At 72.0% G+C, this 20387-nt stretch carries 22 protein-coding genes and 1 tRNA gene; 14 read left to right on the forward strand and 9 right to left on the reverse strand.

Annotated elements, in window-relative coordinates; genetic code table 11:
* The 3 genes from ACTZWW_RS15545 to ACTZWW_RS15555 form a co-directional block, all read right to left on the reverse strand.
* Nucleotides 1-226: hypothetical protein (locus ACTZWW_RS15545; RefSeq protein ID WP_444781880.1), on the reverse strand; the 226-nt coding region annotated here is incomplete at its 3' end.
* Nucleotides 227-337: 111 nt separating this feature from the next.
* Nucleotides 338-811 carry a response regulator gene (locus ACTZWW_RS15550; protein WP_444781881.1) on the reverse strand — a complete coding sequence of 158 codons (474 nt, stop codon included), beginning with the start codon at nucleotides 809-811 and terminating at the stop codon, nucleotides 338-340.
* 37 nt (nucleotides 812-848) lie between these two features.
* Nucleotides 849-1619 (reverse strand): NAD kinase, encoded by a 771-nt coding sequence (locus ACTZWW_RS15555; protein ID WP_444781882.1) that lies wholly within the window; start codon nucleotides 1617-1619, stop codon nucleotides 849-851.
* A gap of 56 nt (nucleotides 1620-1675) precedes the next feature.
* Here ACTZWW_RS15555 and cutA point away from each other — a divergent pair, with 56 nt between their 5' ends.
* Nucleotides 1676-1993: a divalent-cation tolerance protein CutA gene (cutA, locus tag ACTZWW_RS15560; protein WP_444781883.1), complete on the forward strand. Its 318-nt coding sequence runs from the start codon at nucleotides 1676-1678 to the stop codon at nucleotides 1991-1993.
* Between the two features lie 6 nt (nucleotides 1994-1999).
* On the opposite strand, the gene ACTZWW_RS15565 is transcribed toward cutA, so the two are convergent.
* Nucleotides 2000-3022 (reverse strand): histone deacetylase family protein, encoded by a 1023-nt coding sequence (locus ACTZWW_RS15565; RefSeq protein WP_444781884.1) that lies wholly within the window; start codon nucleotides 3020-3022, stop codon nucleotides 2000-2002.
* Nucleotides 3023-3124: 102 nt separating this feature from the next.
* Nucleotides 3125-3520 (reverse strand): helix-turn-helix domain-containing protein, encoded by a 396-nt coding sequence (locus tag ACTZWW_RS15570; protein ID WP_444781885.1) that lies wholly within the window; start codon nucleotides 3518-3520, stop codon nucleotides 3125-3127.
* Between the two features lie 792 nt (nucleotides 3521-4312).
* Here ACTZWW_RS15570 and ACTZWW_RS15575 point away from each other — a divergent pair.
* The 4 genes from ACTZWW_RS15575 (at nucleotide 4313) to ACTZWW_RS15590 (ending at nucleotide 8762) form a co-directional block, all read left to right on the forward strand.
* Nucleotides 4313-5782 (forward strand): dihydrolipoyl dehydrogenase family protein, encoded by a 1470-nt coding sequence (locus ACTZWW_RS15575; protein WP_444781886.1) that lies wholly within the window; start codon nucleotides 4313-4315, stop codon nucleotides 5780-5782.
* 19 nt (nucleotides 5783-5801) lie between these two features.
* Nucleotides 5802-7349 (forward strand): sensor histidine kinase, encoded by a 1548-nt coding sequence (locus ACTZWW_RS15580; RefSeq protein WP_444781887.1) that lies wholly within the window; start codon nucleotides 5802-5804, stop codon nucleotides 7347-7349.
* A 146-nt stretch (nucleotides 7350-7495) separates the two neighbouring features.
* A tRNA-Arg gene (locus ACTZWW_RS15585) sits at nucleotides 7496-7572 on the forward strand.
* Between the two features lie 344 nt (nucleotides 7573-7916).
* Nucleotides 7917-8762 carry a nucleotidyltransferase domain-containing protein gene (locus tag ACTZWW_RS15590; protein ID WP_444781888.1) on the forward strand — a complete coding sequence of 282 codons (846 nt, stop codon included), beginning with the start codon at nucleotides 7917-7919 and terminating at the stop codon, nucleotides 8760-8762.
* Between the two features lie 31 nt (nucleotides 8763-8793).
* Here ACTZWW_RS15590 and ACTZWW_RS15595 read toward each other — a convergent pair whose 3' ends face one another.
* From ACTZWW_RS15595 to ACTZWW_RS15605, 3 genes are all read right to left on the reverse strand, one after another.
* Nucleotides 8794-8994: a YgaP family membrane protein gene (locus ACTZWW_RS15595; RefSeq protein WP_444781889.1), complete on the reverse strand. Its 201-nt coding sequence runs from the start codon at nucleotides 8992-8994 to the stop codon at nucleotides 8794-8796.
* A gap of 258 nt (nucleotides 8995-9252) precedes the next feature.
* Entirely contained in the window at nucleotides 9253-9687 is a 435-nt protein-coding gene (locus tag ACTZWW_RS15600; RefSeq protein ID WP_444781890.1) for a BLUF domain-containing protein, read from the reverse strand.
* 268 nt (nucleotides 9688-9955) lie between these two features.
* A complete protein-coding gene (locus tag ACTZWW_RS15605) occupies nucleotides 9956-10660 on the reverse strand; it encodes a Crp/Fnr family transcriptional regulator (RefSeq protein WP_444781891.1) in 705 nt (234 codons plus the stop codon).
* Between the two features lie 447 nt (nucleotides 10661-11107).
* Here ACTZWW_RS15605 and ACTZWW_RS15610 point away from each other — a divergent pair, with 447 nt between their 5' ends.
* The 3 genes from ACTZWW_RS15610 (at nucleotide 11108) to ACTZWW_RS15620 (ending at nucleotide 14257) form a co-directional block, all read left to right on the forward strand.
* Nucleotides 11108-12361: a Coenzyme F420 hydrogenase/dehydrogenase, beta subunit C-terminal domain gene (locus tag ACTZWW_RS15610; protein WP_444781922.1), complete on the forward strand. Its 1254-nt coding sequence runs from the start codon at nucleotides 11108-11110 to the stop codon at nucleotides 12359-12361.
* 258 nt (nucleotides 12362-12619) lie between these two features.
* The gene (locus ACTZWW_RS15615) at nucleotides 12620-13048 is read left to right on the forward strand and encodes a MucR family transcriptional regulator (protein WP_444781892.1); all 429 of its coding nucleotides are present in this window, start codon (nucleotides 12620-12622) and stop codon (nucleotides 13046-13048) included.
* Nucleotides 13049-13453: 405 nt separating this feature from the next.
* On the forward strand, nucleotides 13454-14257 hold the full coding sequence (locus ACTZWW_RS15620; RefSeq protein ID WP_444781893.1) for a DUF6456 domain-containing protein: 804 nt from the start codon (nucleotides 13454-13456) through the stop codon (nucleotides 14255-14257).
* Between the two features lie 14 nt (nucleotides 14258-14271).
* Here ACTZWW_RS15620 and ACTZWW_RS15625 read toward each other — a convergent pair whose 3' ends face one another.
* Entirely contained in the window at nucleotides 14272-15819 is a 1548-nt protein-coding gene (locus ACTZWW_RS15625) for an FAD-dependent oxidoreductase (RefSeq protein WP_444781894.1), read from the reverse strand.
* Nucleotides 15820-16077: 258 nt separating this feature from the next.
* Between ACTZWW_RS15625 and ACTZWW_RS15630 the strand changes: the two genes are divergently transcribed.
* The 6 genes from ACTZWW_RS15630 (at nucleotide 16078) to ACTZWW_RS15655 (ending at nucleotide 20367) form a co-directional block, all read left to right on the forward strand.
* Nucleotides 16078-16725 (forward strand): NAD(P)-dependent oxidoreductase, encoded by a 648-nt coding sequence (locus ACTZWW_RS15630; RefSeq protein WP_444781895.1) that lies wholly within the window; start codon nucleotides 16078-16080, stop codon nucleotides 16723-16725.
* Nucleotides 16722-17222, forward strand: coding sequence for a GNAT family N-acetyltransferase (locus ACTZWW_RS15635; protein ID WP_444781896.1), 501 nt, complete (start codon nucleotides 16722-16724; stop codon nucleotides 17220-17222). The genes ACTZWW_RS15630 and ACTZWW_RS15635 overlap by 4 nt, the downstream gene beginning before the upstream one ends.
* Complete coding sequence (locus ACTZWW_RS15640) at nucleotides 17219-17743, forward strand: dihydrofolate reductase (RefSeq protein ID WP_444781897.1); 525 nt, start codon at nucleotides 17219-17221, stop codon at nucleotides 17741-17743. Before ACTZWW_RS15635 ends, ACTZWW_RS15640 begins: the two co-directional genes overlap by 4 nt.
* 145 nt (nucleotides 17744-17888) lie before the next feature.
* Nucleotides 17889-19031 carry an FtsH protease activity modulator HflK gene (gene hflK / locus ACTZWW_RS15645; RefSeq protein ID WP_444781898.1) on the forward strand — a complete coding sequence of 381 codons (1143 nt, stop codon included), beginning with the start codon at nucleotides 17889-17891 and terminating at the stop codon, nucleotides 19029-19031.
* Nucleotides 19028-20119 carry a protease modulator HflC gene (gene hflC / locus ACTZWW_RS15650; protein ID WP_444781899.1) on the forward strand — a complete coding sequence of 364 codons (1092 nt, stop codon included), beginning with the start codon at nucleotides 19028-19030 and terminating at the stop codon, nucleotides 20117-20119. Before hflK ends, hflC begins: the two co-directional genes overlap by 4 nt.
* A 62-nt stretch (nucleotides 20120-20181) precedes the next feature.
* Nucleotides 20182-20367 carry a DUF2065 domain-containing protein gene (locus tag ACTZWW_RS15655; protein WP_029029209.1) on the forward strand — a complete coding sequence of 62 codons (186 nt, stop codon included), beginning with the start codon at nucleotides 20182-20184 and terminating at the stop codon, nucleotides 20365-20367.
* Nucleotides 20368-20387 lie beyond the last annotated feature (20 nt).

The raw sequence follows: 20387 nt of genomic DNA on the forward strand, positions 1-20387 counted from the left end.
GGCGGTGGGCGGCGCGCAGGCAGCGGGCGCGGCAGGCAGCGTCCCCCGGTGCGAAGCCGTCGGCGACACCGGCGCAGCGGGCGGCCTCCGTCGCCAGCACGTCGCCGGCCTCGGCCCGCACCCGCGCCTCGGCGGCCTCGGCCCGCGCGACGCAGGCCGAGAGCGCGTCCTCGTAGCCCGCGTCGAAGGCGAGCGCGCGCTCGCGCAGGTCGGTCGGGACCGGCACCGTCTCCCGCCGTGCGCGTGGCGCCGCGGATCGTGCGTCGTCCGCGGGCTCCCGGGAGGCCTCGCGTGCCGACGTACCGACCTTCGGCGGGGCGGGAATGATCCGCATGGCTCACCCTTCCTGCGGCAGGACGAGCGCCTGCGGGCGGCTGCGGTCCGGCCCGAAGTAGTGCGGCGTCGCCACGAAGGGGCGGGTGTCGGCGAGCACGGCGAGCAGGCGCTCGTAGAAGGCGCGCGGGGTCACCGGCTTGACGAGGTAGCCGCTCACGCCCGCGCGCATGGCCCGCATCACCCGCCCGCGCTCGCCGTAGGCGGTGAGCATCAGGATCGGAACGAAGGCGTTCGGGCTCGCCGTTCGGTCGCGCAGCGCCCGTGTCAGCGCGAGGCCGTCGAGGCCGGGCATCTCCCAGTCGGTGACGACGACGTCCGCGGGCGCCTCGCGCATCAGCGCCAGCGCCCGCGCGCCGTCGGCCGTGTCGCGCACGGAGCGCGCGCCGAACGCGTCGAGCCACGCGAGGACGAGCCGGCGCCAGAACGGGTCGTCCTCGGCGACGATGAAGCTCAGGTTCTCGAAGGCGATCCGCATCTCGGCTCTCTCCGCGTCGACGCCTCGGATTTTCCGCTCACGGCCCGAACTGCTCGCGCAGGATGCGCTCGTCGAGGCCGTGCCCGGGATCGTGCAGCATGACGAGGTCGACCGTGCGGTCGAGCGAGGCCTCCACGCGCACGACGCGGCGGAACTCGGTGTGGTCGGCGACCGCCGCGACGGGGCGCAGCTCCGCCTCCTTCACCTCGATCGTCACCCGCGCGTGGTCGGGCAGCAGCGCCCCGCGCCAGCGCCGGGGACGGAAGGCGGAGATCGGGGTGAGCGCGAGGAGCGGCGCGTTCAGCGGCAGGATCGGCCCGCCGGTTGAGAAGTTGTAGGCGGTCGAGCCCGCCGGCGTCGCCACGAGCAGGCCGTCGGCGATGAGCTCCGGCATGCGCACCTTGCCGTCGACCGCGATGATCAGCTTCGCGGCCTGATGCGTCTGGCGCAGCATCGAGACCTCGTTGATCGCCCGCGCGGTGTGGGTGCGTCCCTGCGTGTCGAGCGCCGTCATCAGGAGCGGGTGCACCACCGCGCGCTGGGCGGCGGCGAGGCGCTCCATCAGCGCGTCCTCCCGATAGTCGTTCATCAGGAAGCCGACCGAGCCGCGGTTCATCCCGTATATCGGCTTCTCGACGCCCATGAACAGGTGCAGCGTCTGCAGCATCAGCCCGTCGCCGCCGAGCGCGACGACGACGTCCGCCTCCCGGGCCGGCACGTTGCGATAGCGCGCGCGCAGCCGCTCGGCGGCGGCCTGCGCCTCGGGATGCTCGCTCGCGACGAAGGCGATCGTCTTGTCACGGGTCATCGGGATGCGGCACCTATCGCCCTCGTGGCACACACGCGTTCGACAGGAGCCATAGCATGGATGAGCCGCTGTTCGTCTACACGACCTTTCCCGACGAGGCGGCGGCGGCCGCCGTCGCGCGCGCCCTCGTCGAGGGCGGTCTCGCTGCCTGCGTCAACCTGATCCCCGGCATGCGCAGCGTCTACGCCTGGCAGGGCGCGGTCGAGGAGGCGACCGAGATCATCGGGCTGGTGAAGACGCGCCGCGGCCTCGAGGAGGCGGTCGGCGCGACGATCCGCGAGGTCCACCCCTACGAGACGCCCGTCGTGTTCTCGATCCCGGTCGGCGCCGATCGGCAGACCACGGCCTGGCTGATGGGGGCGACCGGGCTCTGAGCGGGCTCAGGCCGCGGCCGCGTCGAAGGCGTCGAGGAAGGCGGAGAGGTTGCGCGGCAGCGCCTCGCAGAGATACCCGCCCTCCTGGACGATCGCGGTGGGCAGGCGTGCCGCGGCGATCGTCTCGGCGGCGCGGGCGAAGCCGTCGGTGGTGACGCGGAGCGCGCCGATCGGGTCGTCCTCGGCGGCGTCCAGGCCGAGCGCGACGACGAGCGCGCCGGGTGAGAAGCGCGCGATGCCGTCGAGCGCCTCGCCGAGCGTCGCGAGCCAGGGGGCGTCTCCCGAGCCGTGGGCGAGGGGCAGGTTTCGGTTGAAGCCCGTTCCGTCGCCCGCGCCCGTCTCGCCCGCGTAGCCCGCGAAATAGGGGAAGTAGTCGGCGGGGTCGGCGTGGATCGATACGGTGAGGATATCACCACGTGTGTAAAAAATCCCCTGGGTCCCGTTGCCGTGGTGGACGTCGATATCCAGGATGGCGACACGGCCGTGCGTCTCGCGCAGGCGCTGTGCGGCCACGGCCGTGTTGTTGATGAAGCAGAAGCCGCCGGCGGAGTCGGCATAGGCGTGGTGGCCCGGCGGGCGGCAGAGCGCGTAGGCGCGCCCGTGAGCGAGCGCGGCGTCCGCGGCGCTCGTCGCGAGCTGGGCGCCCGCCCGCACCGCATCCCACGTGCCGGCGCGAATCGGTGTCGAGGTGTCGGCGGTGTAGTAGCCGATCAGCCCGAGCATTCCCTCGGGGCGGCGGCTCATTTGGGGGCGGGCGAAATGGCCGGAGAGCACCTCGTCGACGGTGCCGGGGAGCTCGGCGCGCCGGCTCCAGGCGTCCGCGAGAAAGCGGACGTAGCCCTCGTCGTGGACCGCGAGGATCGGCGCCTCGCCGTGCTCGGCGGGAGCCGCGAGGCTGTGGCGCCCGGCGATCGCGTCGCGCAGGATCTCGTAGCGGGAGGCCTGCTCGGGATGCGCCACCATCGCGCCGCGCCGGAAGTAGGTGTCCGGATCGTGGGCTGCCGAGCGGGCGTCGTGGAAGGCGATCATTGCTGTGCGTCTCCGTTCTCGCGCGAGAAGACCGGAGAGGTGCGTCGCGGCGCGCGGAGGGCCGTGCCCCCCGCGCGTCGTGGAGCCGCGCAGGACGCGGGATCAGGCCTTCGGCGCCTCGGCGACCTCGGCGGTGGCGAAGGTCTCGGCGATCTGGGCGAGATTGTCGAGGAGCTTGCGCGACCGGATCTTCGAGGCGGAGACGATCAGGCGCTGCACGCCGTCGTCGGCCAGGATGTCCTGCCGGTCGCTCTGCTTGGCCTCGACCTCCTCGCCGAACGAGAAGAAGAACTCGATCGGCTGCTCGGTGGAGAGGGACACCTGGTGCAGGCGCCCGGCCCCGATGCGGTCGGTCCCGTTCTCGTACTTCTGGATCTGCTGATAGGTCACGCCGATCTGCTCGCCAAGCTTCTGCTGGCTCATCTTGGCGATGCGGCGCGCCAGGCGGATGCGCTGACCGACGAAGCGGTCGATATCGGTGGGGCAACGAGTTGACATGGTCTTCCAGTGATCTCGGGTTGAGTGTGTCTAACGAGATATGCGTTTTTTCCGTGCCTGTAAATGGAAGTGCGTGAGAAATCCTGCGTCGGGTGCGGCGCCGGGCGGGGTCGTGGATAGAAGAACGCGACGTCTACGGAGTTGCGCAAAAATCCACGAGAGATGCCGAAAGTCCTACAAATGCAGATGCATAAGGGCGCCGACGGCGGTTTGGCGCCTTGGGAGAATGCAGGGTTTCGCGGGCATATCGTGCGTTAAGGCCAATCCGGTGAATGGAATATTTGCACCGCTTCGGTCGGGACCGCTACGCTCGCGCGACAGCCGGCGTGCAGCGCGCGCGAGCATGAACAGCGCGCGAAATCATTGCAGGTGAACGGCTTGCGTCCGCATGCCGAGGGATGCCGCCCTGTGTCGCCGAATGGTCATGCAATCGCCCCATCCCCGCCGCCATGTCGAATGGGAACCACAGCGTCTGCGCGCACCTTCGCCCAATCGGTCGTGAGCACAATTACCGCGTGCCTAACATAGGTTTATTGAAACGTCGGCGCCCTGAAATATTCGTCAGAAATTGTGTTCCCATCCGCGCCGCCGCTGGAGCGCGTTACGTGATTACCACGAGCGGAGACCACGCGTCTTCTTCTCGATCGACGTGCAGGTGACCACCTTTATTGTACCATGTTCGCTAATTTGCATTTCGGACGCGTGCGTCCCGGGGTGGCCGACAGATGATTCGTCCGCGCACCGCCCTTGCCAGGGACCCGGACGCGTGCGACAGCGGGAGCGAGGACCGCCATGACCGACATGCTCGAGCCCGATCTGTGCGTCGTCGGCGCGGGGGCCGCGGGTTTGTCCGTCGCCGCCGTCGCCGCGTCCCTGGACGCGTCCGTCGTCCTGGTGGAGAAGGCCGCTCAGAGCGGCGGCACGGCGATCGGCGGGATGGGCGGCGAGTGCCTCCACACCGGCTGCGTTCCCTCGAAATCCGTCATCGCCGCAGCAGCCCATGCCCACGCGGTTCGCGCCGGCGCGCCCTTCGGCGTCGTCGCGCAGGTGCCGGAGGTGGACTACGAACGGCTGCGTGCTCATGTCCGCGCGGTGATCGCCGAAATTGCGCCCAACGACTCGGTCGAGCGCTATCGCGCCATGGGCGTCACTGTGCTCGCGGAGCACGCCCGCTTCGTCGATCGCACGACGCTCGAGGCCGGCGGCACGCGGGTGCGCGCCGGGCGCTTCGTCCTCGCCACCGGGTCGCGCCCCCTCGTGCCCGACATACCCGGCCTCGCGCAGACGCCGCATCTCACCAACGAGACGGTCTTCGACCTCACCGAGCGCCCGCGGCGCCTGCTGGTGATCGGGGCCGGCCCGGTCGGCATGGAGCTCGCCCAGGCCCATCGCCGGCTCGGGGCCGAGGTCGTCGTCCTCTCGAGCGGCCCGGCGCTGGCGGGGCAGGACCGCGAGGTCGCGGCGGTCGCGGTGGGCGCCCTGCGCGCCGAGGGGGTCGATGTTCGCGAGGGAATCGCAATTCTCGCCGCCGAGGCGGTCGAAGGCGGCGTGCGCCTGCGCGTGCGGGCGGGGGAGGGGGCCCCGGAGACGGTGGTCGAGGGCTCGCACCTGCTCGTCGCCACGGGGCGCCGCCCCACGGTAGACGATCTCGGGCTCGAGGCGGCGGGGGTCGTCCACGACGCCGCCGGCATCCGGGTGGATACGCGGCTGCGCACCTCGAACCGCCGAATCTACGCCATCGGCGACTGCGCGCGCGGCGGGACGGGCGATCTGCGCTTCACCCACGCGGCGAGCCAGCACGCCTCGCTCGTCGTGCGCGACGCGCTCTTCCGCATCCCGGCCAGGCTCGATCCGGCGGCGATCCCGCGCGTGACCTACACCGACCCCGAGATCGCGAGCGTCGGGCTTTCCGAGGAGGAGGCCTTTCGCCGGGACGCGAAGGCTCGTATCCTGCGCTGGCCGGTCGGCGAGCTGGACCGGGCCAAGGCCGAGCGTCGCCCGCACGGCCTGATCAAGGCCTTCGTCGCGCGCGACGGGCGCGTGCTCGGCTGCGCCATCGCGGCCCCGCACGCGGGCGAGCTGATCGCGCCCTGGACGCTCGCCCTCGCCAAGGGCCTGAAGGCGCGGGACCTCGCGGGGATCGTGATGCCGTACCCGACCTACTCGGAGCTGACGAAGCGCGCCGCCGTCGAGGACCTGCGGCCGCTCGCGACGAACCCGTGGGTCCAGCGCTGGCGGCGGCTGATGCGACGGCTGGGCTAGGGGCGGGACTGGAGGCCCGATGGACGACGCGACCATCGCCGAACCGACCCGCGGGCTGGTGAAGGAGGGTATCGTGCAGGACGCGATCCTGCCCGAGGCGGCCGTGTCCGCGGCCGCGGCGGTGCGCCCACGGCGGCCGGTCGTGGGCCTCTCCGGCCGCCTCCTCGTCCTCACCATCGCCTTCGTTATGCTGGCCGAGGTGCTCATCTACGTGCCCTCGGTCGCCAACTTCCAGCGCAGCTGGCTTTCGGATCGGCTCGCGGCGGCGCAGATCGCGGCGCTCGTCCTCGATGCCGGCGACGCCGACATGCCCGGCCTCCAGGAGAAGCTGCTGGCGGGCGTCGGGGCCGAGCTCGTCGCCGTGCGCGGCGGGGGCACGCGCCGGCTGCTCGCCGTCGACGTCGGCATGCCGCCCGAGATCGCCCGCACGGTGGACCTGCGCACGCAATCGCCGCTCGAGGCCATCCCCGCGGCCTTCGCCACCCTGGTCGGCCGCGATCCCGGGATGATGCGCGTCGTCGGTGACGGAACCGGGCCGAACGCCGCGGAGATCGATTTCGTCGAGATCGTCATCGACCCCGCGCCGCTGCGCGAGGCGCTCTTCGCCTTCTCGCGCAACATCCTGATCCTCTCGCTGATCATCTCCGGCATCACGGCGGGGCTCGTCTACCTCTCGCTCCAGGCGGTGATCGTGCGCCCCGTGCGTCGGCTCTCGGCCAATCTCGAGCGGTTCTCGGAGGAGCCGGAGGACGCCTCGCGCATCATCGCGCCGAGCCGGCGCACGGACGAGATCGGCACCGCGGAGCGGGCGCTGGAGCGCACCGAGCGCGCGCTCGCGCAGGAGCTGCGCGCCAAGCGCCGGCTCGCCGAGCTCGGGCTCGGCGTCGCCAAGATCAACCACGACCTGCGCAACATGCTCGCCTCGGCGCAGCTGATTTCCGATCGCCTCGCCGACGTGGAGGACCCCACCGTCCAGCGCATCGCGCCGCGTCTGATCGGCACGCTCCAGCGCGCCGTCGATTTCTCGGAGGCGACCCTCGCCTACGGCCGCGCGGTGGAGCCGGCGCCGCGCCGGCGCGTGCTGCCGCTCGTCGAGATTCTCTCCGATCTCTACGCCGTCCCCGGGCTCGCCCCTCCGGACGGCGCCGCCCCCGCGGAGGACCTCGCGCGGCTCGAGCTCGACGTCGCGCCCGACGTGACGATCGACGCCGACCGCGAGCAGCTCGCCCGCGTCCTCGTCAACCTCGCCCGCAACGCCGTCCAGGCGATGGCGCGCATGCCCGCGCGGTCGCGCGTCCTGCGCATCACGGCGCGCCGGGGGGACGGCGGATGCGTCGTCGACGTCTGCGATTCGGGACCCGGACTGCCGGCGAAGGCGCGCGAGCACCTGTACGAGCCGTTCAAGGGCGCCGCCCGCGCCTCCGGCACCGGGCTCGGCCTCGCCATCTGCGCCGAGATCGTGCGTCTGCACGGGGGCCGCATCGTCCACGGGAGCGACCCCGCCGGGACGCTGACGGGCGCCGCCTTCCGCATCGAGATCCCCGATCGTCCCCGCGACGGCGCCTGACCCGTGCCGAAGCACGAGATCGGTGAGGGGAGGCGCCGTCGACCCGAAAAAAGTGCGTCCGGAAGCGAAAACCCGCTTGCCAAGCCCGCTGGGATTTCCTATTCCACCGGCCTCGCGACGACGCACAGCGATCGCCGCGACGGCAGGCGCCCGTAGCTCAGCTGGATAGAGCACCAGACTACGAATCTGGGGGTCAGAGGTTCGAATCCTTTCGGGCGCGCCACTCTTCTTCTCCGAAGTACACGTCGTCATCCCGGATGCCGAAGGCACTCCGGGACCCAGAACCACAGCGCTTCGAAGAGCGCCGTGCACACGCCGCGGCGGACGACGCGTCCATCGGCGTTGCGTGGACGCGCGCTTGCGCGCACGCTGACCACGCCCCTGTGGATCCGGACCCCGGGCCCGCTTCGCGACTCGGGGTGAAAGCGCGCGCCTGATCGCGCGGATCGGTGCGAGCGCCCGGGCGTTGCCTCCGGCGACCACGGCAACCCTCCCTGCCGCCGCATGGAATTGGAGCCCGGCATGCCCCGACCCACTGCGCCCGAGCCCGGCACACGAACCCGCCCCATGACCGCCGACGAGGCCGAGGCCGTCGCCCGCGCCGTCGCGGATCGCCTCGCCCTGGAGCCCGGCGTTCGCGCCGTGGCGCTGGGCGGCTCGCGGGCGTCCGGGGGCGGGGAGGCCGTCGCGGACGCGCTCTCGGATCTCGATCTCTACGTCTACGCGGACCCGCACCCGGCCGTCGACGCGCGCCGCGCCCTCGTCGCGGATCGCGCGGTGCCGGGCACGGAGGAGGTCGACAACCGCTATTTCGAGACCGGCGACGAGTGGCTCGATCGGGCGGGGATCGGGCTCGACGTCATGTACCGCGATCCCGCCTGGATCGCGGACCGCATCGCCGCCGCCATGGAGCGGGCCGAGCCGAGCCTCGGTTGGTCGACCTGCCTCGTCTACAATGTCGCGCACGCGCGCCCGCTCGCGGACCCCGACGGCTGGTTCGCGACGCTGCGGGCACGGGCGCGCGCGCCCTATCCGGAGGCGCTGGCGCGGGCGATCTGCGCGCACAATGCGCCGATGCTGCGCGGCGCGCGCTGCTCGTTCCTGGAGCAGCTGACGCTCGCCGGCGCGCGGGAGGACGCGGTGGCGAGCAACCACCGCGCCGCCGCGTTCCTGGCCTCGTGGTTCGACATGCTCTTCGCCGCGAACCGCGCGCTCCACCCCGGCGAGAAGCGGCTCGCGGCGCACGTGCGCGTGATGGGCCTCGAGGCGCCCTACGGGTGGGAGGCGGCGCTCGACGGGTTCCTGGCGGCCTCGCCCGCGCAGCGACCCGGGCTCGCCCACGGCCTCGCGGACGGCATCGAGGCGCTCGTCGAGGCCCGCCTGCCGGGAACGCTTCCACCACGGCGCCCGTGACGGGCTCCGGCGCGTGATCGCCGACGGGGGCTCAGAACGCCGGCCCGGGGCGCAGCCCGAGGCGGCGCAGGATCATCGCGGCGGGGCAGAAGCCGGTGAAGGCCGACTGGATCAGGTTCGCGCCCACGAAGGCGGTGAGCCAGACGAAGTGCGGCGAGACCGTCGCCGTCAGGGCGAGCGAGACGAGGATCATGAAGCCGGCGAAGGCGAGAACGGCGCGGTCGAGGGTCATGGCGGAAACTCCGTTAGGATGAGAACATTAGAATAGACTAATTTACACGATGGGCAAGGCCCGTTCGGCTCCGTGCGAATCCCGATGCGGGGCGGACCCGCGTCGGGCAGCGTTCGGGCGACAGTGCGCAAGCGGGGGCCGATCGCCGCCCGCTCCCTGGCGGTTGGGGCGTGCGCCCCGCGTCGCACGGTGCGGCCGTCGCCCGGCTCCGTCGTGGCAGAACGCCAGTCCAGGAAGAACGTCAGTCCAGGAAGAACGTCAGTCCAGGAAGAACGTCTTGGCGAGGGAGGCGTCGTGCACGAGCGCCGTCATGGCGACCGCGTCGAGCGTGCCGGGGTCGAAGGGCGGGCGGGCCGCGCGGCGGGCGAGCAGGTCCTCGATGGTGTCCTCGTCCTCCAGCATGGCGAGGCTCACCGGCGGCAGCGCATGCGTCTCGACCGGGCCGATCGCGACGAGCGTCACCGCATGGTGGCGCGGATCGACGAGCAGGCGCCGGAAGAGCTCGCCGACCGCCTCGGATTCGCCTTCGAGCGCCTGTATGAAGACGCCGCGATAGAGCACGAGCCCGCCCCGCAGGCCCAGCGCCTCGTTGTGTCGCCGGCTCGTCGAGACGAGGCGGGCGCGCGCGGCCGCATCGAGGCCGGCCGCCATGCGGCTGTGGTAGAGAAGGCGCGTGAGGCCCGGCTCGCTCATGAACGGACCGACACGGGTTCGGGGATCGTCGGGCTCGGGGATCGTCGGGCTCGCGGCGGCGTCGCCCCGCAACCGGGGAGCATAATGGTGGTTTTTCGACATTGCGTATCGACCGGCCGCCGGCACGCGCGAGCTCTCGCCCGAACACGCGCGGAATGCGCGGGGTGGGCCTGCGGAATGCCGCACTCGTAACCCATCTACTAGACTTACCTTGCGTAATTCCGGGTCCTTGTACCGGCCTCTCCCTAAGCGCTCCTTAACGCCCCCGTCATCCCGCCTTGGCGCGCGGCTCGGGCAGCTCGCGCCGGGGAAGGAGCGCCTCCAGCTCGGTGCGGATCGCGGCGCGGCACTCGCAGGCGCGCGCGTCCAGGCCGGCGGCGTCCTCCACCCAGATGCGCCCGTGGCGATAGGCGATGAGGCCCTCGTTCTTGAGCGTGCGCGCGGCCGCGGTCACGCTCGTGCGGCGCACGCCGAGCGTGTCGGCGATCTGCTCCTGGGTCAGCGCGAAGCGCTTCGCGCTGCTCGCGTCCGAGCAGGCGAGAAGACGGCGGGCGAAGCGCTGCTCCAGACCGTGCTTGGCGTTGCAGGCGACGCTCTGCAGCAGCTTTCCCGTGGTGACCATGTTGGCCCTCACCGCCATGTCGCGGATCGCCGGGCTCTCCTCGCAGGCGGCGAGCAGATCCGCCGTCGGGATGGCGAAGCCTTCGCCTTCGACGTGCATGATCGCCTGGCGCAGCGACCGGGGGGCGCCGACACCGCCCATGAGCCCGACGGCGCTGTCGGGGCCGATGGTGAGGCTCTCGATGGAGGCGCCGTCCTCCATGACGGTGACGTAGGATACCAATCCGGATTCTAGGAAAATAATCCGATGGATCGGCGCATCGGCCTCCATCAGGACGTCCCCGATCTCGAACGACATGGGCGTGAGGCGACGTTCAAGGCGCTCGAGGTCGGCTTCTGGAAGGAAAGCCAAGCAACGATTCTTGTAAGTTCTCCGCGCCATGTCCGCTCCCGCCTTCACTCGTTTTCGAGCCGTTGTGCCGTGCCGTGATAGACCTTAGCTGGGCGCGACGCAAATCGGTTCGGCGTTCTACGCGACTTACTCAACGTAAGTTTGGGTGCGCAAAAACGCGCGCTCTCGCGTCGGGTTCGAGACATAGGGGCACGCTCGGCGGTGGGCGCGAAGGACCGTCGAATCCTCGACACGGTAGAGCGCGGATCGGAACACTGCAACCAATCGCAGATTTAAACGTCAAGTCACGTGCATAGCCGGCTAATGGAATGCGCTCATCCGCAATCCTGCGAAGCGGACGACCTCTCGCGGCGCCGCTAACCTCACAATTCGGTGTGCGGCGCCTCACGCAGGCGGCCGCCGCAGGTGTCGAGGGAGGAAGCGGAATTGGACGACGGCGGCATCGGCGTGGCGGGACGCCTGGCGACGCAACCGCCGCACGGCGCCGAGGGCGCGCCGCCGCGCCGCGACCTGTGCACGGATTGCGGGATCTCGCGCAGCTCGGACCCGAAGCGGTGCGGGCGCGCCTGCCAGTTCATCGCCCCGGACTACGAGCGTCTCGAGGCGCGCGTCCACGGCCGCGCCCGCGACCCGGCGCGTCCGGACGAGCTGCATTTCGGCCCGTTCCGCCGCATGGCGCGGGCGGCGCTGCGCGAGCCCCGCGACGGCGCGCAGTGGACGGGGATCACGACCCGCATCGCCGAGCGCCTGCTCGAGACGGGAGCGGTCGAGGCCGTCCTCACCATGGCGCCGGACCCTCGGGACCGCTGGCGGCCCGTGCCGGTGCTGGTCACCGACCCCGCCGACCTCGCGGGCTGCCGCGGCATGCGCATGGGCTTCGCGCCGCTCCTCTCCCTGCTCGAGCCGGCGCGGGCGCGGGGGATCTCGCGCCTCGCGGTGATCGGCATCCCCTGCCAGGTCTACGCTCTGCGCGCGCTCGAGGCCGAGCTCGGGTTCGAGCGGATCTGGGTCATCGGCACGCCGTGCTCGGACAACACCACGACCGAGCGCTTCCACGCGTTCCTCGCGCTCCTCGACGAGGCGCCGCAGACGATCTCCTACCTCGAGTTCCGGGCGGACTACCGCGTCGAGATCCGTCACGATGACGGGCGCGTGCGCACCGTGCCGTTCCTGAAGCTCCCGATCTCGAAGCTGCCGTCGGACTTCTTCCCGCTCACCTGCCGCACCTGCGTCGACTACACCAACGTGCTCGCGGACGTGACCGTCGGCTACATGGGCGGCGAGGGGCGGCAATGGCTGATCGTGCGCAACGAACGGGGCGAGGAGCTGGTCTCCCTCCTGGGCGACGAGATCGTGCTCGAGGCCTGCGGCGCGAAAGGCGCGCGCGTGAGCGCGGTGAAGGGATTCATCGCCAACGTCGCGCGGGCCGCCGGAGGCCTGCCGCTGCGCGCCATGCCCGATTGGGCGCGCCCGATCGTCGCCTGGCTGCAGCCGCGCGTCGGGCCGCGCGGGCTCGAGTTCGCCCGCGCCCGGGTCGAGATGAAGGCGGCGGAGACCGTCCTCCACCTGCGCCGCGCCCGGCCGCGGCGCATGCGCGCGATGATCCCCGCGCACGTCTGGCGCCTCGTCGCACCCTACGGCCTCGTGCCGAAACCCGGCGAGCACGCCGTGGACGGGACCGGCGACGACGCGCCGCGGTGAGACGCACGGTCGGCGACGCTCCGTGCCGCCTCCCGCGTCGTCGGCGACGGCCGCCGGACCGGCCGTGACTTTCCCATGTGTAGCGTCCCGAGAGAAAGCGTGGACGCTCGGTTGCTCAATCGAAACCGATGCAATATCGGTTGACACGAGAATGGGTGTCGATGCGCGCGCGCAGCTCGGGGGGTTACGCGTGCGCATCGACGGCCCCGGGGGCCGCGCGGCGGTCGCGGGGCGTCGGGGTTCAGGAGCGGTGCCGACATGAGCGAAGACACGACGACCGTGGACCATGTGGCGGTGACGGCAGCGGTGGTGGCGTCCTACGTGGCCAACAATTCCCTGCCGGCGCAGGATCTGCCGGGCCTCATCGCGCAGGTGCACTCCGCGGTGGCCGGGCTCGGCCGGCCCAAGGAGGTCGCGCGCGCCGAGCCGCTCCAGCCGGCCGTCCCGGTCCGCCGGTCCGTCATGCCCGACTTCATCGTCTGCCTGGAGGACGGCAAGAAGTTCAAGTCGCTCAAGCGCCACCTGCGCACGCGCTACGGTCTCACGCCCGAGCAGTACCGGGAGAAGTGGGGCCTGCCGAACGACTATCCCATGGTCGCACCGAACTACGCCCGCGCCCGCTCCGACCTCGCCAAGGAAATGGGCCTCGGCCAGCAGCGCCGCCGACGCCGCCCCTCGCAACGGTGAGTCGCCGAGGTCGGGGTGACGGCTGGTGCGTGCCGCGACGCTCGCGCCTCCGCGAGGCGCGCCCGCGAAGGCGGGCGGGCGATGACGGACGGCCGCGCGCATCCGCCCGTCGCCGCACGGTCGACCATCCGGGATCGTATCCGAACGCGCGACTTCAAGTCGGGTCGCCCCGTAGAACGTTCTTTTTTCGTTCTGGCAACCTCATTGACATTTCCGCCGAAAGATGCACCCTAGGCTCGCTGCGAGAGCGAGGATTGGTAACCGATGGTTGGGCAAATGATGATGGAACAAAAAGCGAACGAACGAGCCCGGAAAGCAGCCGGATCTCGCGCGGAACGCCGCTCGCGCGCGTCCGCCGCGCATCGTGCGGCGGGCACGGGATCGACCCGGCTGGCACGTGCGGCGATGCGCCTGCTGGAGGCGCTCGCCGCACCCGACGCGAGCGGATTCACCGATCCGATCGACGCGGCGCGCGTCGTCGTGCGTGGCTCCGCGGACCGGCGCGGCGTCTCGCTGAGCGCCGGTGCCTTCCCGCGCACCGACGCGGATCGCCTCGTCGCCGCGGACCTCGCGAGCTGGTCGCGCACCGGCCGCGCGCGCCGCCTCGAGGCGACCGATGCCGGGCGCGCCTGGCTGCGGCGCGGGGCTGACCCCACGGAGCCCTTCGCCGCGCAGCATCGCGTCGGCGCCGCCGCAGCGCGTCCCGACCCCGTGGACGGCACGCCCCGGCGCGTCTCGGTCAACCAGGCCGAGAGCCCGCTCGCCTGGCTCGCGAGCCGTCGCAGCCGCGACGGCACGCCCTTCCTCTCGCCCGCGGCCGTGGCGGCGGGGGAGCGGCTGCGGCGCGACATCACCATCGCCGGGATCATGCCCGGCGTGACGGTCGACTGGTCGCGCTTCGGCGGCGGCGGATCGAGCTCGGGGGGCGCGCCCGGCGAGCGCCAGACGATGACCGAGGCGCTCGTCGCCGCCCGCCAGCGCCTCGCCCGCGCCGGGGATGCGCTCGGGGGCGAGGACCTCGACCTGCTGGTCGACGTCTGCGGCTTCCTGAAGGGGCTCGCGACGATAGAGCGCGAGCGCGGCTGGCCGGCGCGCTCGGCGAAGATGCTCGTCGCCCGCGCGCTCGACCGCCTCGCGCGCCATTACGGGCTCTCGGCGGAGGCGCGCGGGCCGGCGCGCGCGCCCGGTATCGGCGTGTGGCGTGCGTGAGGGCGCGCCCCGGCTCAACAGCGGCGGAAGGCCTCGTTCGCCTCGAGCGCATCGGCGTTCCGCCCGGCGGTGGCGACCGCGCGCACCTCGCCCTCCTGGAGGAGGCGCGCGGTGGCGTCGCGCGCCGCGGGATCGCCTTCGACGCGGATCTCCGCGGGCGCGTCCGCGTGCCCGACGTAGCGCACCGAGAGGTCGTACTGCTTCGTCCAGAAGAAGGGCGGGTCGTCGTAGGCGGCGACGCGTCCCATCATGGCGAGCGCGGCCGTCTGCCCCTGGCGCTGCGCGACGACCCAGTGCTCGACGCGGATCGGCGCCGCGCCCTGCGGATCGGGAAAGCGGGCGATGTCGCCCGCGGCCCAGATCACGGGGTCGCTCGTGCGCATGGTCGCGTCGACCCGGACCCCGTCCTCGACCTCGAGGCCCGCGTCCTCGGCGAGGCCGGTGCGCGGGGAGACGCCGATGCCGACGAGGACCAGATCGGCCGGCAGCCGCGTCCCGTCGTCGAGGACCGCCTCGCCCTCGGAGAAGGCGGCGACCTCGCGCCCGAGCCGGAAGTCGACGCCGTTCTCCTCGTGGAGCGCGCGGAGCATGTCGGAGAAGGCCTCGCCGAACACCCCGGCCATCGGCTTCTCCCGCGGCGCCACGATCGTCACGGCGCAGCCGCGCTGGGCCAGCGCCGCCGCCGTCTCCATGCCGATGAAGCTCGCGCCCATCACGACGACCCGCGCGCCCTCGCGCAGCCGGGCGACGATGGCGCGGGCGTCGTCAAGCGAGCGCAGGAGCCGCACCGCATCGTGGTCCGCGCCGGGCATGTCGGGCAGCTTCGGTGCGCCACCGGTGGCGAGGAGGAGCTTGTCGTAGGCGACGCTGCCGCCGTCGGCGAGGCGCACCTCCCGTGCCGCGCGGTCGATCGCCGCGACCCGGGTCGAGAGGCGCACGGTGACGCCGTCGAGCCCTTCCGGGCCGGCGATCCCGAGCTCGTCCTCCGTCTTCGCACCCTGGAGGAACCCTTTGGAGAGCATGGTGCGATCGTAGGGAGGATCGGCGTCCTCGGAGAGCATCGTCACGCGTCCGGCGAAGCCCTCGCGGCGCAGCAGGTCCGCGGCGGCGAACCCCGCCGCGCCGCCGCCGACGATGACGATCCGCTCGACGCCGTCGCCCGCGCTCGTGTCGAGCCCCTTGCCGGCGTCCGGCGCGAGCCGATCGCCGACGAAGACGCGCCCGTCGACGGTCCGCGTCTCGTAGCGGGGGAGCGCGTCGAAGGCCGGCGCCTCGAGCGCGCGGCCCGTGCGCAACGAGAAGCAGGCGTGGTGCCAGGGGCAGCGGACCGTGTCCTCGACGACGAGCCCCTCGCCGAGCGGCCCGCCGAGATGGGTGCAGCGCGCTCCCACGGCGAGGAACTCGGACCCGCGTCGTGCCAGCAGCACCCGCTCGCCGCCGACCTCGCCGACGAGAGTCGCGCCGTCCGGGATCTCGGCGAGCGGCACGCCGGCGCCGAGGTCGAGTGCTGGGTCCGCCTGGGAGTCGGCTCGCCGCGGATGGGCGCCGTGGCGGTCGGTCATGGGTCGTCTCCTGCTGCGTCGAGGATCGTGGTGGGGTGGCGTTCCGATCCCAACGCACCAAGACGCCGAAAGGCGCCGCGAAGGCGGCCCGGCTTGCGACGCACGTGCGACCGTCGTAGCGTCCGTAGCGGCTCGGCGGCGACTCGGGCGCACGTCCGAGAGGACGGACGATCTCGCGCCGAAGAGCCTCGTCGCGCGCGACGCACGGGCGCCGGCGGCGCTCAGGACACCGGCGGCATCGGCCGCCGCAGGGGGATCATGCGACTGGCGATCATCGGTGCGACGCGGGGGATCGGCAAGGCGCTCTCGGAGCAGGCCCGCGCCGCGGGACATCACGTCGTGGCGGTCGGGCGCTCGCTCGGCCCCGCGGCGAGCGCGAACCTGACCCGCGTGACCGGCTCGATCCTCGACGAGGGCGTGGCCGAGGAGGCGCTCGAGCGGGCGGACGCCGTCGCCTATTGCCTGGGCGCCGGCAGCTACGGGCCCGACGTGGGAAAGCCCGTCACCATCTTCTCGGAGACGACGCAGCGGCTCCTCGACGCGATGCGCGCCACCGGCGTGATGCGCATCGGCGTGATCACCGGCGTCGGCTCGGGCGAGAGCCGCGGGCACGGCGGGCTTCTCTACGACAGGTTCGCGATGCCGCTCGCGCTGGGCGCCATCTACGCCGACAAGACGCGCCAGGAGGAGATGCTGCGCGCGAGCGACCGGGACTGGACGATCATCCGCCCCGTCGTGCTGACGCACGGGCCCTACACGGGCACCTACCGCGTCGTCGAGGACCTCGCCGGGTTCCGGGGCGGCACGGTGAGCCGCGCCGATTGCGCCGACTGCCTGCTGAAGGCGCTCGCGGAGCATCGCTGGTCGCGCCGCGCCGTCGCCGTCGTCGGGGACGATGCGGCATGAGCTTGCGCATCCGGCCCGCGCGCCCGGGAGAGGCGCCCCTCGTCCACGCCTTCGTGCGCGAGCTCGCCCGCTACGAGCGGCTCGAGCACGAGCTGGACGCCACCGAGGCGATGCTCGACGAGGCCCTCTTCGGCGAGCGCCCGCGCGTGTCCTGCGACTTCGCGGAGTGGGACGGCGAGCCCGTCGGCTTCACGCTGTGGTTCTACACCTTCTCCACCTTCCGCGGCCGCCACGGGATCTTCGTCGAGGACCTCTTCGTGCGCGAGCGCGCGCGGCGGCGGGGCATCGGCGAGGCGCTGCTCGCCCGTCTGGCCGCGCGCTGCGGGGCCGAGGGCCTCGCGCGCCTCGAGTGGCGCGTGCTCGACTGGAACGCGCCGTCGATCGCGTTCTATCGCACGATCGGCGCCGTCCCGCTCGACGGGTGGACGACGATGCGCGTGACGGGTGCGCCGCTCGCGGCGCTTTCCGGCGCGCCGGTCCCGGAGGCGACGTCGTGAGGCCGATCGTGCTCGTCGCCGCCGTCGCGCGCAACGGCGTGATCGGCCGCGACAACCAGCTCGTCTGGCGCCTGCGCAGCGACCTGCGGCGCTTTCGGGCGCTCACGATGGGCAAGCCGCTGATCATGGGCCGCAAGACCTTCGAGTCCATCGGCAAGCCGCTGCCGGGCCGCGAGACGGTCGTGCTCACCCGCGACCGCGGCTTCGCTCATCCCGGCGTGCACACCGCGCAGAGCTTCGACACGGCGATGGCCATGGCCGACACGATCGCCTCGCGCATGGGCTCGAGCGAGATCGTGGTCGCAGGCGGCGCGGAGGTCTATGCGCTGGCGCTGCCCTACGCGACGAAATTGTATCTGACGCGGGTCGAGGCGGAGCCCGAGGGCGACGCCGTCTTCCCCGGCTACGACGCGGGAGCCTTCCGGGAGGTGCGACACCAGGCCCACCCCGCGGGCCCGGACGACGAACATGCCTTCGCTTTCATTGATTTAGAGCGCCGCGCGGCGCTCGTTTCCGGTTGACTTCGCGCGCGCCAGAACCCACCTGAAGCGGGGCGTGAGGCTTGGCGGTCGTGGGTCGGGGCAGGATTCGATGCTCCGCCCGCGGGATCGGAAATACACGTCGAACCTGTTATTCATCGTTGCTGACGAGAGGGAAAGGCGCATCATGCCTTGGAGCAACCAGAGCGGCGGCGGGTCGGGAGGACCTTGGGGCCAGCGCGGCGGCGGGTCGGGAGGCCCCTGGGGCGGCGGCGGAGGCGGCGGCCCTGCCGGCGGCGGCAACCAGCCGGACCTCGAGGAGATCCTGCGCCGCAGCCAGGATCGGCTGCGCAACATCGTTCCGGGCGGCGGCAGCGGGCTCGGCGGCAAGGGGATCGCCCTCATTCTCGTCGCGGTCCTCGCGGTGTGGCTGCTCACCGGCTTCTACACGGTGCGCCCCAACGAGGTCGGCCTCAACCTCGTCTTCGGCCGGTTCGTCGGCCAGACGGCGCCGGGCCTGAACTACAACTTTCCCTATCCGATCGGCGAAGTGCTCAAGCCAAACGTCACCCAGGTGAACCGCACCGAGGTGGGCTACCGATCCGTCGCTCAGGGCCAGCAGCGCGACGTCCTCGACGAGTCGCTGATGCTGACCGGCGACGAGAACATCGTCGACATCGACTTCGACGTGCAGTGGCAGATCGATCCCGCCAACGCGGCGAACTTCGTCTTCAACATCGCCGATCCCGAGGGCACGATCGACTCGATCGCGCAGTCCTCGATGCGCGAGGTCATCGGCCGGCGCGACATCCAGGCGATCCTCACGACCGAGCAGGGCGAGATCACCGCCGAGGTCGAGCAGCTCATGCAGCAGTCGCTCGAGCAGTACGGCGCGGGCGTGCTGGTGCGCGTCGTGCAGCTGCAGGCGGCCGTGCCGCCGGCGCAGGTCCGCGAGGCGTTCTTCGACGTCAACGCCGCTCAGCAGGACCTGGTGCGCCTCCAGAACGAGGCCGAGACCTACGCGAGCCGCGTCGTGCCGGAGGCGCGAGGCGAGGCCGCGCGGATCGTCCAGCAGGCCGAAGCCTACCGCGAGCAGGTCGTCAACGCAGCCGAGGGCCAGGCCTCGCGCTTCAACCAGATCTACGCCGAGTACGCGAACGCGCCGCAGATCACCCGCGATCGCCTCTTCCTCGAGACGATGGAGCGCGTCTTCGGGCAGACCGACAAGGTGCTCATCGACCAGAACGGCGCCGGCGGCAGCGGCGTCGTCCCCTACCTGCCGCTGCCGGAGATCCAGCGCCGCCTCGACACCCAGGGAGCCACGCGATGAGAAACCCGATCGTCCGTCTCGGCGCGATCATCGTCCTGGTCGTCGCGATCGTCGTCGCCTGGGCGTCCTTGTTCACCGTCCGCGAGACCGAGCAGGCCGTCGTGCTGCGCTTCGGCGCGGTGCGCAACGTCATCACCGAGCCCGGCCTCTACATGAAGGCGCCCTTCATCGACGTGGTACTCCCCGTCGAGAAGCGCGTGCTGTCGCTCGACATCCCGCCGCAGACGGTGCTCTCCGCCGACCGGCAGAACCTCGAGGTCGACGCCTTCTCGCGCTACCGCATCGTCGATCCGCTGCAGTTCTACCAGTCGGTGAACAACATCGAGAACGCGCGTGCCAGGCTCCAGTCGTTCATCAACTCCGCGATGCGTAACGTGCTCGCCAATGCGTCGTTCCCGGAGATCATCCGCACGAACCGTGTCGAGCTGATGCTGCGCATCCAGGAGATCGTCGACCGCCAGGCGGATTCGCTCGGCATCGAGATCATCGACGTGCGCCTCACCCGCGTGGACCTGCCGCCGGCGAACTCCGAGGCCGTCTTCCGCCGCATGCAGACGGAGCGCGAGCGCGAAGCCGCGGACCTGCGCGCCCAGGGCGCCCAGCGCGCCGCCTCGATCCGCGCCCGCGCGGATCGCGACGTCACCGTCATCATCGCCGAGGCGAACCGCACGGCCGAGGAGCTGCGCGGCGCGGGCGATGCGGAACGCAACCGCATCCTCGCCGGCTCCTTCAGCGTCGATCCGGAATTCTTCGCCTTCTACCGCTCGATGCAGGCCTACGAGCAGGCGCTGATGCGTAACGAGAATGCCGAGACGCGCATCGTGCTCTCGCCGGATTCGGAGTTCTTCCGCTTCTTCGCCGACCCGTCGGGCCGGCGCGCGGGCGAAGAGGGCGCGCTGCCGCCGCCCGCCGGCGCCGGCGCCGCTCCCGGCCCGGTGAGCGCGGCTCCGGCCGCCCCCGCCGCTCCGGCGGACGGCACGGGCTCGGTGCCCGCACCGATCGAGCTCCCCGCGGAGGCGGCGGACGAGGACGCCACGGACGTCGTTCCGGCGACGGCGGTGGCGCCCGCCCCGGCGCTGGCGCAGTGAGGGACCCGTCTCGCACCGGAACCTGATCGGCCGTCCATGATCGCTCCCATGATCGCTGCCTCATGACGGATCTCGTCGTCGCCCTCGGCCTCGTCCTCGCGGTCGAGGGCCTCCTGTTCGCGGCCTTTCCCGAAGGCGTGAAGCGCGCGATGATCGCAGCGGCCGAGACCCCGGCCGACCGCATGCGCCTCGTCGGCATCGCTTCGGCGATCGTCGGCGTGGCGATCGTCTGGCTGATCCGGGGGTGATGCGGGCGGGCGGGCGAGGC

Source organism: Salinarimonas sp. NSM, from assembly GCF_052380005.1.
GTDB lineage: Bacteria > Pseudomonadota > Alphaproteobacteria > Rhizobiales > Beijerinckiaceae > Salinarimonas.